We start from the raw sequence: 13,616 nt of genomic DNA on the forward strand, positions 1-13,616 counted from the left end.
ACCTGAGTCACACGTCGCCCGACCAGCCGCCCCTATTAAGGTTTTCATTGATGGACATGCAATCCCGAATTCGCCAGCTTTTTCAGGCCAGCATCGATACCAAGCAACAGGCGATGGACGTTCTTGCACCCCACATCGAACAAGCCAGCCAGGTAATGGTCGGCGCCCTGCTCAGCGACAGCAAGATTCTGGCCTGCGGCAATGGCGGCTCCGCCGGTGACGCACAGCACTTTTCGTCCGAGTTGCTCAACCGGTTCGAACGCGAGCGACCAAGCCTGCCCGCCATCGCGCTGACCACGGACACCTCGACCATCACCTCGATTGCCAACGATTACAGCTACAACGAGATTTTTTCCAAACAGATCCGCGCGCTGGGCCAGACCAACGACGTCCTGCTGGCCATCTCCACCAGCGGCAACTCCGCCAACATCATCCAGGCCATTCAGGCCGCCCATGATCGGGAAATGATCGTCGTGGCCCTGACCGGTCGCGACGGCGGCGACGTGGCCTCGCTGCTGCTGCCAGAGGACGTGGAAATCCGTGTCCCGGCCAAAGTCACCGCACGCATTCAGGAAGTTCACCTGTTGGTGATCCACTGCCTGTGCTATTTGATCGACAGCCAAATTTTCGGGAGTGAAGAATGATATCCAAACGCCTTAGCCTGTTGGCCCTGACGCTCTGCCTGGGCATCAGCGGATGCAGTTCGGTCATCAACGCCAGCCGCGAAGCGCCTATCGACGATGACCGTGGCACCCGCACCTTCGGCAGCAAAATTGACGACTCGCTGATCGAGACCAAGGTCGCGGTGAACATCGCCAAGGCCAACCCGGACCTCGACAATGCCTCGCACATCGTCGTGACCAGCTTCAACGGGATCGTACTGCTGGCTGGCCAGACCCCGCGCGCCGACCTCAAGCAACTGGCCGAGCAGACCGCCAGCCAGGTGCAGAAGGTCAAGAAGGTCAATAACGAACTGCAAGTCATCGAACCTTCTTCGATGCTGGCCCGCAGCAATGATGCGTGGCTAACGAGCAAGATCAAGACCCAAATGCTGACCGACAGCGCCATCCCCGGCTCGCGCATCAAAGTCGTCACCGAAAACGGCATCGTTTACCTGCTCGGCCTGTTGACCCAGGCTGAAGCCACCCGTGCGACCAATCTGGTGCAGGGCGTGGGCGGGGTGCAGAAGATCGTGAAGTTGTTTGAGTACATCGACTAACCTCTCATCCGCATGACGCTGGGGGCGTATACGCGCTCCCGCTTCTGCCCGAAGGGCGTGGGAGCTGGCTTGCCTGCGATCGGCTGCGCAGCAGTCGTAAACCCGGTTGCTACGGCATGTCTGACACAACGAAGGTAATCGGTTTCGCTGCCGCTTCGCGCCAGATCGCAGGCAAGCCAGCTCCTACGGCCTTCGGCCAGAATCGAAACGAACATGCCCGCGCCATTAGAAGCGGGCACAAAAAAGGCGATCCCTCGGGATCGCCTTTTTCATTACCACGCAGTTAACTCACTTGACCACTTTCAGACTTGGCCGACCGGTCGGGCGTGGCGGCTCGTCGTCCGGTGGCGGCATGTCGTCGTCCACGTCCAGGTCTTCATCATCGTCCACGGCAGGCTCGAGGTCGAAGACCATACCCTGCCCGTTCTCGCGGGCGTAGATACCCATCACGGCGGACACAGGCACGTACAGGCTATGCGGCACCCCGCCGAAGCGGCCTTCGAAGCTGACCGCGTCGTTGTCCATGTGCAGATGACGCACGGCACTGGGCGAGATGTTGAGGACGATCTGGCCGTCATTGGCGAAGCCTTGCGGGACTTGCACCGCCGGGTATTCAGCGTTGACCAGAATGTGCGGCGTGCAATCGTTATCCACGATCCACTCGTAAAGCGCGCGGATCAGATAGGGGCGACTGGAGTTCATCGAACGGTTCCTTAGGCCTTAGCGCATGTCACGTTCGGCAGCAGACAGACTTGCCTGGAATGCCTCACGCGCAAACTGGCGCTCCATATAATCAAGCAGCGGCTTGGCGGGCCGCGGCAATTCGATACCCAGAATTGGCAGGCGCCAGAGTATGGGCAATAGACAGCAGTCGACCAGACTTTGCTCGTCACTGAGGAAAAAAGGCTTTTCCGCGAACAGCGGCGACACGCCGGTCAGACTTTCGCGCAGTTCCTTGCGCGCCTGAACCCGGGCAGCTTCTTTACCGCGCGGATCCAGAATGATATCCACCAACGCGCACCAGTCGCGCTGAATGCGGTGAATCAGCAAACGGCTATTGGCGCGGGCTACAGGGTACACCGGCAGTAAGGGTGGATGCGGGTAACGCTCATCCAGGTATTCCATCACAACGGTTGACTCGTACAGCGCCAGGTCACGATCGACCAGGGTGGGTACGCTGCCGTACGGATTCACTTCGATCAACTTGGCAGGCTGACTACCCCCCACGACATCGATGATCTCGGCGCTGACACCTTTCTCGGCGAGCACGATGCGCACGCGATGGGAATAGTGGTCGGCGGGGTCGGAGTAACAGGCCAACCGATTGGTCACGCCCATGGCGATCCTCCTCGCTTGTTGAATTATCGAAAGCACAAAAACGAACGCGCCCAATGGCGCTTCCGGCAACGTCCACTAACAGCAGATGTTCATTGCGGGCGACAAGATAGCTCATTTAGCCAAGGTAAATTCTGCAATCTTTCGCCCGCCACTATACCCGCTCTGCGCCCATTACCCGAATGAGGCGCATCAGGAGGCGCGATATCTGGAGCCAGATCATCTCGCGGTCAATGCACGTCCTTCCAGTATTCGCGTTTGAGCAGGTACGCGAAGATGAAGAGTATCGCCAGGTACAGCAGCACATACGTCCCGATGCGCTGGTGCTGCAATTTGACGGGATTCGCCGAGTAGGCGAGAAAAGTCACAAGGTTTTTCACTGTCTCGTCGAACTGCTCCTCGGTCAACGTGCCGGTCTTAGGCACGATCGTCAGTTGATCGCAGGCTTCATGGGTCAGCGGCGAGCCAGTGAGCGGGTCGTATTGTTTCTTGCCGTTCTCCACCGCCTGCACCTGCTTGCAACCGATGACCTGACGGCCTTGCAGCCCGACCAACACGTTGGGCATGCCGACGTTCGGAAAGACCTTGTTATTGACACCCCATGGACGCGCGGGGTCTTCATAGAAGGACCGCAGGTAGCCATAGAGCCAATCAGTACCCCTGACCCGCGCCACGAGGGTCAGATCGGGTGGCGCGGCACCGAACCAGACTTTGGCGTCGGCAAGTTGCATGCCGGTGACCATGTGGTCGCCAATCTTGGCCCCAGTGAACACCAGCTTGTCCAGCATCAGGTCGTGAGGGATACCCAGGTCGTCAGCCACCCGCTCGTAGCGTTGAAACTTGGCGCTGTGACAGCCCATGCAGTAATTGACGAACGTCCGTGCGCCGTCCTGCATCGCGACCTTGTTGGAAACGTCAATGTCCACGCTTTCGAGTTCCAGCCCGTGCTCATCCGCCAATGACAGAAAGGGCAAGGCGGCGAGGAGAAAAACGGCCAGGAGCTTTTTCATCAGCCTGTCACCCTTTCCGGCACCGGCTTGGTCTTCTCCATACGCGTGTAAAACGGCATCAGGATGAAATAGGCGAAGTACACGAACGTACACACCTGAGACAACAGCGCACGACCCGAGCTGGGCGGAAGGACCCCAAGGATGCCGAGGATGACGAAAGCCACGCAGAACAACAGTAACCAGACGCGGCTCAGCCAGCCTTTGTAGCGCATGGACTTGACCGGGCTGCGATCCAGCCACGGCAGGACGAACAGCACCGCAATCGCCGCCCCCATCGCCATCACCCCCATCAGCTTGTCAGGGATCGCCCGCAAAATGGCGTAGAAGGGGGTGAAGTACCAGACGGGGGCTATGTGTTCGGGGGTCTTGAAGGCGTCGGCCTGCTCGAAGTTGGGCCTTTCGAGGAAGTAACCGCCCATTTCGGGAAAGAAGAACACGATCGAACAAAAGATGAACAGAAAGACCACGACGCCGACGATGTCCTTGACGGTGTAGTAGGGGTGAAACGGGATGCCATCCAGCGGCTTGCCGTTCTCATCTTTGTATTTATTGATGTCGATGCCGTCGGGGTTGTTTGAGCCCACCTCATGCAGCGCCAGGATGTGCAACACCACCAATCCAAGGATCACGATAGGCAGCGCCACCACATGCAGCGCGAAAAAACGATTGAGGGTGATGCCGGAAACCAGATAGTCGCCGCGAATCCACTGGGTCAAGTCGTTTCCAATCACCGGAATTGCGCCGAACAGCGAGATGATCACCTGCGCGCCCCAGTACGACATCTGCCCCCACGGCAACAGGTAGCCCATGAAGGCCTCTGCCATCAGCGCCAGATAAATCAGCATGCCGAAGACCCAGACCAACTCTCGAGGCTTCTGATACGAGCCGTACAGCAGTCCGCGAAACATGTGCAGGTAGACGACGATGAAGAATGCCGATGCCCCCGTAGAGTGCAGCAAGCGCAAGATGGCGCCATATTCGACGTCACGCATGATGTATTCGACGGACGCGAATGCCTCCTCTGCCGACGGCGTGTAGCTCATCGTCAGCCAGATCCCGGTCAATATCTGATTGACCAGCACTACCAGCGCCAGCGAGCCAAAGAAATAGAAGAAATTGAAATTCTTGGGTACGTAATACTTGCTGAGATGGGCTTCCCACATCGATGTTGCAGGGAACCGTGCATCGATCCAGTCCATGAACTTGCTCATGACGCTTTCTCCTGATCGACACCAATGACGATGATTGAGTCCGACTCGTATGAATGCGGCGGCACTGGCAGATTCAGCGGTGCAGGCTGCGCCTTGTAGACGCGTCCGGCCAGGTCGTAGTGGGAGCCGTGACAAGGACAAAAATAACCACCTACCCAATCTTTGCCCAGGTCAGCGGGCGCGACTTCCGGGCGAAACGTTGGGGAGCAGCCGAGGTGGGTGCAAATCCCGATCAACAGCAACATTTGCGGCTTGATCGAGCGAACGACAGGATCGACATAGGGAGGTTGGGTGGAATGCTTCGATTCTGGGTCGGAAAGCCGGTCGCCGATCATGCTCAAATTGCTCAGGATTTCAGGTGTTCGGTGGACAATGAACACAGGCTGCCCGCGCCATTCCGCGATCATTTGTTGACCGGGCTCGATCTTGCTGACGTTGACCTTGACAGGGGCGCCTGCTGCCTTGGCCTTTGCGCTGGGGAACCATGACCCTACGAACGGGACCGAAGCCCCTACCACACCTGCACCGCCCACCACAGAGGTGGCCGCGACGAGGAAGCGGCGTCGGCCTGCATTCACGCCGTCATTGGTCATTCGGTCCGCTCCCGTCAGCCTGAAGATACCTGCCTGGCCAGGCGTCTTTTTTCATTGTCATCGAGCTACCCTATGTCCTGCCGATGGGAGATCAACACCTCTCGGGCCAAAAGAAGGTTGCCGTCCGTTTAAAGCCGGAGGCCTTGATAAACGTGGCATCCATGATGTTTCCTCACGCGATGTCAATAATAGACACCCATAAAAAAACGCCCAGTTCCCTGAGGAAACTGAGCGTTTTTTTGAAAGATAGCGAATTAACGCTTCGAGTACTGCGGACGCTTACGCGCTTTACGCAGACCGACTTTCTTACGTTCAACTTCGCGAGCATCGCGAGTGACGAAGCCTGCTTTGCGCAGTGCGCTACGCAGAGTTTCGTCGTAGGACATCAGAGCGCGGGTGATACCGTGGCGGATTGCGCCAGCTTGACCACTCACACCACCGCCGATAACGGTGACGTAGATGTCGAATTTTTCAACAGTCTCGGTCAGTTCCAGAGGCTGACGAACTACCATGCGGGCAGTTTCGCGGCCGAAGAACGTGTCCAGCGAGCGGTTGTTGATGGAGATGTTACCGGTACCTGGACGCAGGAAAACACGTGCGGTTGCGGTCTTGCGACGGCCAGTGCCGTAATTTTGAGTCGCCGACATAATGAACTATTCCGTTAAAACTTCAGTTCTTGGGGCTGCTGAGCAGTATGAGGGTGTGCAGCGCCCGCATAGACTTTCAGCTTACGATACATGTCGCGACCCAGCGGGTTCTTAGGCAGCATGCCTTTGACCGCGGTCTCGATCACGCGCTCAGGAGCTTTGGCGATCAGCTTTTCAAAGTTGATCGACTTGATCCCGCCCGGGAAACCGGAGTGAGAGTAGTAGATCTTGTCGGAGGTCTTGGCACCCGTAACGCGGATTTGCTCAGCGTTGATCACGACGATGTAGTCGCCAGTGTCGACGTGCGGAGTGTATTCCGGCTTGTGTTTGCCACGCAGACGGCTCGCGATCTCAGTGGCCAAACGACCCAGGGTCTGGCCAGCAGCGTCGACGACGTACCAATCGCGCTTTACTGTTTCCGGTTTAGCGGTAAAAGTTTTCATTCTTTATAGCCTCAAAGGCCGCCCTGAAAAATAGACGGCGGAGCATACTCATTAGTACGGTCTTTGACAAGTCAAAGGCCGCCGGGCACGAACGCTATAGGGGGCTCGGGTCAGCGCGTTCGATCGCAGCGGTGTCTTGCGGCGCGGGGCATCACTCCCACGACAAAGAGACGCGGAATTATCCAGATTGCGAAAAAAATTTCAACCTGCTTTTATGGATCTTTTATAAAGGAGAGCCAGATGGACTATCGCAAACTGGGCAGAACCGACCTGAATGTCAGCGCTATCTGCCTCGGCACGATGACCTGGGGCGAGCAAAACACCGAGTCAGAGGCCTTCGCCCAGATCCAGCGGGCAAAAGATGCGGGCATCAACTTCATGGACACCGCTGAGATGTACCCGGTACCGCCGAAGAAGGAAACCTATGCCAGCACCGAGACCATCATCGGCAACTGGTTCAAGAAGAGCGGCGATCGCGCCGACTGGATCCTCGCCAGCAAGATCGCCGGCCCCGGCAACGGCATCGATTACGTCCGCGACGGCCAATTGAAATTCAACCGCGACCACATCGTGGCCGCTGTGGATGCCAGCCTCAAGCGCCTGCAAACTGACTACCTGGACTTGTATCAGTTGCACTGGCCGGAGCGCAGCACCAACTTTTTCGGCAAGCTGGGCTACACCCACAGCGACGAGCCCTTCACGCCCTTGCTGGAAACCCTGCAGGTGCTGGACGAGCAAGTCAAAGCGGGCAAGATCCGCCACGTCGGTCTGTCCAACGAGACGCCGTGGGGCACGATGAAGTACCTCGCGGAATCCGACGCCCACGGCCTGGTGCGCCCGGTCTCGATCCAGAACCCATACAACCTGCTCAACCGCAGCTTTGAAGTGGGTCTGGCAGAGGTCGCCCTTCGCGAGCAATGCGGGCTGTTGGCCTATTCGCCCATGGCCTTCGGCTTGCTCTCTGGCAAATACGCTGACGGCGCGCGTCCGCCGAAAGGCCGCCTGAGCCTGTACAGCCGTTTCACCCGCTACTTCAACCCGCAATCGGAAGCGGCTTGCGCCCGGTACGTCGCGCTGGCTCGCGAGCATGGCCTGGACCCGGCCCAACTGGCGTTGGCATTCGTCACCAGCCGTGCGTTCGTGACCAGCAACATCATCGGCGCCACCACACTGGAGCAGCTGGAGAGGAACCTGGCGAGCGCGGATTTGGTGTTGTCGGAAGAAGTGCTGGCGGGGATCGAGGCGATTCACAAGGATCAGCCCAACCCTGCGCCGTAAGGTCATCTGTAGGAGCGCGGCTTATCCCGGAATCTGCCGTGAACCGGCAGTCATCCCGACAAATGCGGTTTCTCATGCACACCGCATTTATCGCATTTACGGCGGGTTCCCCGCCGATCGCGGGACAAGCCACGCTTCTACACAGGCCAACCTTCGGAGCTACAACGAGCGCGCAATGATCTCCTTCATGATTTCGTTGGTCCCCGCATAAATCCGCTGCACCCGCGCATCCGCCCAAGCTCGCGCAATCGGGTATTCCCACATGAAGCCGTAACCGCCGTGAAGCTGCACGCACTCGTCGAGCACCTTGCACTGCAGGTCGGTAGCCCAATACTTGGCCATTGCCGCCGTAGGGACGTCCAGCTTGCCTTCAAGATGCAGCTCAAGACAGCGGTCGATGAACACCCGACCGATCTGCACTTCAGTGGCGATTTCCGCCAGCTTGAAGCGGGTGTTTTGAAAATCGGCGATGGCCTGGCCAAAAGCCTTGCGCTCGCGGGTGTACTCCAGCGTCCACTGCAACGCCGCCTCGGCCGAGGCAATCGCACCAATGGCCACGGTCAACCGCTCTTGCGGCAGTTCCTGCATGAGGTACGCGAAGCCCATCCCGGGTTGGCCCAGCAAGTTTTCCTTGGGCACGCGCACGTCCTGAAAGAACAGCTCCGAGGTGTCCTGGGCCTTCATGCCGACCTTTTCCAGGCGTTTGCCCTTTTCGAACCCAGGTGTGCCCGCCTCTACCAAAAACAGGCTCGTGCCTTTCGCGCCGGCCTTGGGATCGGTTTTGGCGACGACGATCACCAGGTCCGCGAGAAAGCCATTGGTGATGAACGTCTTCGAGCCATTGATCACGTACTCGTCGCCGTCCGGCACCGCCGTGGTCTTCACTCCTTGCAGATCAGAACCCGCACCCGGCTCGGTCATCGCGATGGCCGTCACGATCTCGCCCGAGACCATTTTCGGCAGGTACTTCTGCTTCAAGGCTTCGCTGCCGTAATGGAGGATGTAGGGCGCGACAATGTCCGAATGCAGGGAAAATCCGATACCGGTCAGGCCGAGTCGGTAGATTTCCTCGATCACGACCGTGGTGTAGAGAAAGTCAGCGGCCATGCCGCCGTATTCCTCAGGCAGGTGCGAACACAACATGCCCTGCTCGCCCGCGCGGTTCCACAGTGTGCGGTCGATGTGCCCCTGCTTCTCCCATTGCGCGTGAAACGGCGCGGCTTGCTGCTCCAGAAACTTGCGGACGCTGTCGCGGAAAAGCTCATGCTCGGAGCTGAAAAGTGTTCTTGGCAGCATGGGACACCTTGGCGTGGGGAATGGTCGAACACGGGTTGCTGCGAGAGCGTATGCCGTGGCGATTGACGACGACACTGGACACATCCGACAAAAAATAAGACGATCACGCCGTTGCTTGACCACTTTCCCATATAAGAACAACAGATTATGTCTATTCAGCACAACGTGCCGTTGCGGCGCGTCAGCATCCTCGCGATCGACGGGATCTTCGCCTCCACTCTGACCCAGGCCAAGGATTTCTTCCATCTGGCCAGCCTGCGCTACGGCAAACAGCTGGGCCAAGGCCTCAAGGCCGCGTTTGAAACCCGCCTCGTCAGCCCCGACGGGCAACAGGTGCGCAGCTTCAGTGAAGTGGTGTTACCGGTAGACGGCGCACTGGAAAACGCCGACATCATCATCCTCCCCGCCTTCGTCGACAACTTCGACACCTTGCGTGCCCGCTATCCGCAGATTCTGCCGTGGCTGCGCGAGCAACACGCAAGGGGCGCCGTGCTGTGCGGCGAAGCCAGCGGGGTGTTCTGGCTGGCCGAGGCGGGCCTGCTGGATGGCAAGGAGGCGACCACCTACTGGCGCTTCTTCAATGAGTTCGCCGAACGCTTCCCGAATGTTTTGTTGAATCAGGAAAAACACCTGACTGACGCGGACAATCTTTACTGCGCGGGCGGCACGATTTCGGCGTGCGACCTTTACATTTATTTGATCGAACGTTTCTGCGGCGCCAACGTTGCGCAGACGGTCGCGCGGGACATTCTTTATGAAGTCCAGCGCAGCTATTCACCAGGACGTATGGGCTTTGGCGGGCAGAAGCTGCATCAGGACGTGATCATCCTGCAAATCCAGCACTGGCTTGAGGAGCATTTCGCCGACAAATTCCGCTTCGAAGACGTAGCGCGGGAACACGGCATGAGCATTCGCAACTTCATGCGCCGCTTTCAGACCGCCACCGGCGACAAGCCGCTGCACTATCTGCAACGCCTGCGCATCGAGACGGCGAAAGGCTTGCTATCAGGCTCGCGCAAAAGCATCAAGACCATCAGCTACGAAGTCGGCTACGACGACGCCAGCTTCTTCGCGCGGCTGTTCCGCCAGCATACGGAACTGTCGCCCAATCAGTATCGCCAGCAATTTCAGCAGGCCGCCTAAGAGCAGCATCAAGCTGCAAGCTGCGAGCTTCAAGCTGCAAGAGGGATCAGCAGTGGGTTCGCCGAATCTGTCCGGCCAATCGACGGTAGCGTCCGAAAATCGCTACCATCGGCATGACAGAAGAGTACAGAAGAATCACCGCGCCCTCTTGCAGCTTGCAGCTCAAAACTCGCCGCTGCTTCTAAGGCTTGTGCGCCCGAGACAGGAACTCGTGAGATTGCATTTCCAGCAAGCGGCTGAGCGTGCGCTGGAATTCGAAGTTAAGACGTCCGCCGGTGTACAGGTCTTTCAGCTCGACTTCGGCAGAGATGATCAGCTTGACGTTGCGGTCGTAGAACTCGTCGACCATGTTGATGAAACGACGGGCGATGTCGTCGGTGGTGACGCTCATCTGCTCGACGCCGCTGAGCAACACCGCGTGGAAGATCTTGCCGAGTTCGATGTAATCGTTCTGGCTGCGAGGGCCGTCGCACAGCTCACGGAAGTCGAACCAGGCCACGTCGTCACAGGTGCGCAGCGCCTTGATCTGACGGTTTTCGATGATCAATACATCGTTTTCGATGGCTTTAGTGCATTCAGGAGTCAGCGCGCGGAAGCTTTTGCGCATGCTGTCCTGAGCAGCCTCGTTCAGCGGGAAGTGGAACAACTCGGCCTGTTCCAGATGACGCAGACGGTAATCCACGCCGCTGTCGACGTTGACGATTTCGGTGTTCTGCTTGATCAGCGCGATGGCGGGCAGGAAGCGCGCTCGTTGCAGGCCGTCTTTGTACAGACCGTCCGGCACGATGTTCGAGGTGGCCACCAGGGTCACGCCGTTCTTGAACAGCTCTTCCATCAGCGTGCCGAGGATCATGGCGTCGGTGATGTCGGAAACGAAAAATTCGTCGAAGCAGATGACCCGCGCTTCGCCCGCGAACTGCTTGGCGATCAGCGTCAGCGGGTTCTTCTCGCCCTTGAGATTCTTCATTTCTTCGTGCACGCGCTTCATGAAGCGGTGGAAGTGCGTGCGCATCTTGTCTTCGAACGGCAGCGCTTCGAAGAACGTGTCGACCAGGTAGGTCTTGCCACGGCCGACGCCACCCCAGAAATACAGGCCTTTGATCACCGTGACTTCTTTCTTGCCGAACAGCTTGCCGAACAGGCCAGGCTTGTTCTGATGGGCAGCGACCAGATCGTCGTACAGCCGTTGCAAATGGCGCACAGCGTTTTCCTGAGCGGCATCGTGGAAGAATTCAGGTTTCTTGAGATCGTTTTGATAACTTTCTAAGGGCGTCATATTCGCTGGCTAGGGAGCAAAAACGGGCCGCCACTGTAGCGATGGCCCGCTGTAATGGCAATTAATCCTGTTGTGGCGCCAAGGCCAGCTTCAGGCTCTCGACCGCAGCGTCGCGGGCAGTGGCGTCGGCGAACGTCGGACTGTCAGCCATGCACGCACCTTCCAGCCATACCGTGAAGCCGTTGCCTTCTGTCCGAATGTCCAGCGCGCCACCCTGTTGCAGCTGTTTGGTCACAGCGCCGGCAGCCTTGCCGTCGGCGAAGGTGCGCGACAGCAGCAGCTGCTCGCCGTCCGCGGCCAGCAACCGAAAACGGAAGCTGCCGTCGTCTTCACGGAAGCTGACGAAGCGTGCACCCTTGCTGGCTTTTTTCTTGGTCGCGGCGACGGTCTGCGTGGTCTCGCGAAATGAGCGCAGCCCCACCGCTTCACGCAACTCACCCAGGAACGGCGTGGCGATACGGCGGGCTTTCTGCGCACCGGCCAGCAGAATGTCTTCCAGATCGGCGGGACGCTCGATCAGACGATGGTAATTCTCGCGCGCCTCGCTCAGTTCGCTGTCGAGCAACTGGAACAGGCGCTGTTTGGCATCTCCCCAACCCAGGCCTTGCAGCAGATCAGCGCGGAATTCGTCGCTTTGGGCTTTGCTGGCGAAGGCCTGATACAGGGTGAACAGGTGCGAATTGTCCGGGTCCTTGGCTTCGCCCGGCAGACGCGAGTCGGTGACGATGCGCGAGATCGCGTCCCTCATCTCCTTCGCGCTGCTGAACAGCGGAATCGTGTTGTCGTAGCTCTTCGACATCTTGCGACCGTCGAGACCCGGCAGCGTCGCCACGCTCTCTTCGATCAGCGCTTCCGGCATGACGAAGAATTCCTTGCCCTGACCGAACAGATGGTTGAAGCGCTGGCCAATGTCGCGGGCCATTTCGACGTGTTGAATCTGGTCGCGCCCCACTGGCACTTGGTGGGCGTTGAACATGAGGATGTCGGCGGCCATCAGCACCGGGTAGCTGAACAGGCCCATGGTCACGCCCGCATCCGGGTCTTCACCGGCTTCGACGTTCTTGTCCACGGACGCTTTGTAGGCGTGAGCGCGATTGAGCAGGCCTTTGCCCGCGACGCAGGTCAACAGCCAGGTCAGCTCAGGGATTTCCGGAATGTCGGACTGGCGATAGAAGGTCACGCGATCCACGTCCAGACCGGCGGCCAGCCAGGTCGCGGCGATTTCCAGACGCGAGCGCTGAATGCGCAACGGGTCATCGCATTTGATCAGGGCATGATAGTCAGCCAGAAAGTAGAACGAATCGGCATCGCTCTGGCGGCTGGCAACGATGGCCGGGCGAATGGCACCGGCGTAGTTGCCCAAGTGGGGCGTACCGGTGGTGGTGATACCGGTCAGGATACGAGTGGTCATGGCGGGTCGCTTATTCTGGGTGCGGCAATCAGTTCGAGAGGCGCGGCAGGACCAGATCCTTGAGGTCGGTCAGCTTGCCGTGAAAAAAGTGTCCGCATTCTGCCACTTTCAGCAGCTCATGGGGACGCGAGAGTGCGTCAGACCAGGCATATACGAGTTGTGGGTCAACGACTTCATCGGTTTCAGGCTGAATCAACGTCAGTTGCCCTTTTTGCGGGAGGGCGCTTGGGTCGGCAATGCGCATGACGGCAGGCGCGACCATGAACAGATGATTGAGCGTTTCGCCCTTGGCTTCGAGACGCCCGCCTAGCGTCGCCGCGACAAACCCGCCGAAAGAGAAACCGAACAGTGTCATGGGCAGGTCCGGGTGTTTTTCGCGAAACCAGGTGGCAGCGGCTTGCGCATCATCGACTTCGCCCTGCCCCATGTCCGAACTGCCAGCGCTTGCGCCGACACCCCGGTAGTTGAAACGCAAGGTGATGTAACCGGCGTCGCGCGCGGTGCGTTGCAGGGTCGAGATGACCTTGTTGAGCATCGTGCCGCCCTGAACCGGGTTAGGATGGCAGATCAGCGCAAGGCCTTTGGCCCCTTCCAGGTCCAGGTAAAGGGCTTCGAGTTGGCCCACCGGGCCGTCGATGAATACAGGGGTTTCACGCATGAGCAAGAATGAACTCCGTGACCTTCAATTGGGTCGACTCGTCTAGCTGATTGTCTGCGGCTGGCATGTCGGCGACGCGTCGCCGCTATACAGCGC

General features: G+C 58.7%; 15 protein-coding genes. 4 read left to right on the plus strand and 11 right to left on the minus strand.

Annotated features, from left to right (window positions below):
- The first annotated feature begins 50 nt into the window (after positions 1-50).
- Together B3N48_RS25495 and B3N48_RS25500 are read left to right on the plus strand one after the other, a co-directional pair.
- Positions 51-644 carry a phosphoheptose isomerase gene (locus B3N48_RS25495; protein WP_296188442.1) on the plus strand — a complete coding sequence of 198 codons (594 nt, stop codon included), beginning with the start codon at positions 51-53 and terminating at the stop codon, positions 642-644.
- The gene (locus B3N48_RS25500; protein ID WP_296188443.1) at positions 641-1,219 is read left to right on the plus strand and encodes a BON domain-containing protein; all 579 of its coding nucleotides are present in this window, start codon (positions 641-643) and stop codon (positions 1,217-1,219) included. Before B3N48_RS25495 ends, B3N48_RS25500 begins: the two co-directional genes overlap by 4 nt.
- A gap of 288 nt (positions 1,220-1,507) precedes the next feature.
- On the opposite strand, the gene B3N48_RS25505 is transcribed toward B3N48_RS25500, so the two are convergent.
- The 7 genes from B3N48_RS25505 to rplM form a co-directional block, all read right to left on the minus strand.
- Positions 1,508-1,921, minus strand: coding sequence for a ClpXP protease specificity-enhancing factor (locus B3N48_RS25505; protein WP_093461845.1), 414 nt, complete (start codon positions 1,919-1,921; stop codon positions 1,508-1,510).
- 18 nt (positions 1,922-1,939) lie between these two features.
- A complete protein-coding gene (locus tag B3N48_RS25510; RefSeq protein ID WP_296188444.1) occupies positions 1,940-2,557 on the minus strand; it encodes a glutathione S-transferase N-terminal domain-containing protein in 618 nt (205 codons plus the stop codon).
- 227 nt (positions 2,558-2,784) lie between these two features.
- The gene (locus B3N48_RS25515) at positions 2,785-3,564 is read right to left on the minus strand and encodes a cytochrome c1 (protein ID WP_296188445.1); all 780 of its coding nucleotides are present in this window, start codon (positions 3,562-3,564) and stop codon (positions 2,785-2,787) included.
- Positions 3,564-4,775 carry a cytochrome b gene (locus B3N48_RS25520; RefSeq protein ID WP_296188446.1) on the minus strand — a complete coding sequence of 404 codons (1,212 nt, stop codon included), beginning with the start codon at positions 4,773-4,775 and terminating at the stop codon, positions 3,564-3,566. Before B3N48_RS25520 ends, B3N48_RS25515 begins: the two co-directional genes overlap by 1 nt.
- Positions 4,772-5,368, minus strand: a complete 597-nt coding sequence (gene petA / locus B3N48_RS25525) for a ubiquinol-cytochrome c reductase iron-sulfur subunit (protein ID WP_296188449.1) — start codon at positions 5,366-5,368, stop codon at positions 4,772-4,774. Before petA ends, B3N48_RS25520 begins: the two co-directional genes overlap by 4 nt.
- Before the next feature lie 254 nt (positions 5,369-5,622).
- Positions 5,623-6,015 (minus strand): 30S ribosomal protein S9, encoded by a 393-nt coding sequence (gene rpsI / locus B3N48_RS25530; protein ID WP_296188451.1) that lies wholly within the window; start codon positions 6,013-6,015, stop codon positions 5,623-5,625.
- 14 nt (positions 6,016-6,029) lie between these two features.
- A complete protein-coding gene (gene rplM, locus B3N48_RS25535; RefSeq protein ID WP_108236898.1) occupies positions 6,030-6,458 on the minus strand; it encodes a 50S ribosomal protein L13 in 429 nt (142 codons plus the stop codon).
- 240 nt (positions 6,459-6,698) lie between these two features.
- On the opposite strand from rplM, the gene B3N48_RS25540 reads away from it, so the two are divergent.
- The gene (locus B3N48_RS25540; protein ID WP_296188454.1) at positions 6,699-7,736 is read left to right on the plus strand and encodes an NADP(H)-dependent aldo-keto reductase; all 1,038 of its coding nucleotides are present in this window, start codon (positions 6,699-6,701) and stop codon (positions 7,734-7,736) included.
- A gap of 159 nt (positions 7,737-7,895) precedes the next feature.
- Here B3N48_RS25540 and B3N48_RS25545 read toward each other — a convergent pair whose 3' ends face one another.
- Positions 7,896-9,032 (minus strand): acyl-CoA dehydrogenase family protein, encoded by a 1,137-nt coding sequence (locus B3N48_RS25545; protein ID WP_296188456.1) that lies wholly within the window; start codon positions 9,030-9,032, stop codon positions 7,896-7,898.
- A gap of 246 nt (positions 9,033-9,278) precedes the next feature.
- On the opposite strand from B3N48_RS25545, the gene B3N48_RS25550 reads away from it, so the two are divergent.
- Positions 9,279-10,175 (plus strand): GlxA family transcriptional regulator, encoded by an 897-nt coding sequence (locus tag B3N48_RS25550; protein ID WP_296188546.1) that lies wholly within the window; start codon positions 9,279-9,281, stop codon positions 10,173-10,175.
- A gap of 181 nt (positions 10,176-10,356) precedes the next feature.
- On the opposite strand, the gene zapE is transcribed toward B3N48_RS25550, so the two are convergent.
- The 3 genes from zapE to B3N48_RS25565 all read right to left on the minus strand — a co-directional run bounded on the left by zapE (position 10,357) and on the right by B3N48_RS25565 (position 13,520).
- Complete coding sequence (zapE, locus tag B3N48_RS25555; RefSeq protein ID WP_296188458.1) at positions 10,357-11,451, minus strand: cell division protein ZapE; 1,095 nt, start codon at positions 11,449-11,451, stop codon at positions 10,357-10,359.
- 61 nt (positions 11,452-11,512) lie between these two features.
- Entirely contained in the window at positions 11,513-12,862 is a 1,350-nt protein-coding gene (locus B3N48_RS25560) for a tryptophan--tRNA ligase (RefSeq protein WP_296188460.1), read from the minus strand.
- A gap of 28 nt (positions 12,863-12,890) precedes the next feature.
- Complete coding sequence (locus B3N48_RS25565) at positions 12,891-13,520, minus strand: alpha/beta hydrolase (RefSeq protein WP_296188462.1); 630 nt, start codon at positions 13,518-13,520, stop codon at positions 12,891-12,893.
- Positions 13,521-13,616: the final 96 nt, after the last annotated feature.

The sequence above is a fragment of the Pseudomonas sp. UBA1879 genome (assembly GCF_002338065.1).
Lineage (GTDB): Bacteria > Pseudomonadota > Gammaproteobacteria > Pseudomonadales > Pseudomonadaceae > Aquipseudomonas.

Bases quoted from the DNA above. Each gene is read 5' to 3' on its own strand.
- B3N48_RS25565 (WP_296188462.1), bottom strand. From the start codon at position 13,520: ATGCGTGAAACCCCTGTATTCATCGACGGCCCGGTGGGCCAACTCGAA.
- B3N48_RS25520 (WP_296188446.1), bottom strand. From the start codon at position 4,775: ATGAGCAAGTTCATGGACTGGATCGATGCACGGTTCCCTGCAACATCG.
- rplM (WP_108236898.1), bottom strand. From the start codon at position 6,458: ATGAAAACTTTTACCGCTAAACCGGAAACAGTAAAGCGCGATTGGTAC.
- B3N48_RS25500 (WP_296188443.1), top strand. From the start codon at position 641: ATGATATCCAAACGCCTTAGCCTGTTGGCCCTGACGCTCTGCCTGGGC.
- zapE (WP_296188458.1), bottom strand. From the start codon at position 11,451: ATGACGCCCTTAGAAAGTTATCAAAACGATCTCAAGAAACCTGAATTC.
- B3N48_RS25560 (WP_296188460.1), bottom strand. From the start codon at position 12,862: ATGACCACTCGTATCCTGACCGGTATCACCACCACCGGTACGCCCCAC.
- B3N48_RS25510 (WP_296188444.1), bottom strand. From the start codon at position 2,557: ATGGGCGTGACCAATCGGTTGGCCTGTTACTCCGACCCCGCCGACCAC.
- B3N48_RS25515 (WP_296188445.1), bottom strand. From the start codon at position 3,564: ATGAAAAAGCTCCTGGCCGTTTTTCTCCTCGCCGCCTTGCCCTTTCTG.
- B3N48_RS25495 (WP_296188442.1), top strand. From the start codon at position 51: ATGGACATGCAATCCCGAATTCGCCAGCTTTTTCAGGCCAGCATCGAT.
- B3N48_RS25545 (WP_296188456.1), bottom strand. From the start codon at position 9,032: ATGCTGCCAAGAACACTTTTCAGCTCCGAGCATGAGCTTTTCCGCGAC.
- petA (WP_296188449.1), bottom strand. From the start codon at position 5,368: ATGACCAATGACGGCGTGAATGCAGGCCGACGCCGCTTCCTCGTCGCG.
- rpsI (WP_296188451.1), bottom strand. From the start codon at position 6,015: ATGTCGGCGACTCAAAATTACGGCACTGGCCGTCGCAAGACCGCAACC.
- B3N48_RS25505 (WP_093461845.1), bottom strand. From the start codon at position 1,921: ATGAACTCCAGTCGCCCCTATCTGATCCGCGCGCTTTACGAGTGGATC.
- B3N48_RS25540 (WP_296188454.1), top strand. From the start codon at position 6,699: ATGGACTATCGCAAACTGGGCAGAACCGACCTGAATGTCAGCGCTATC.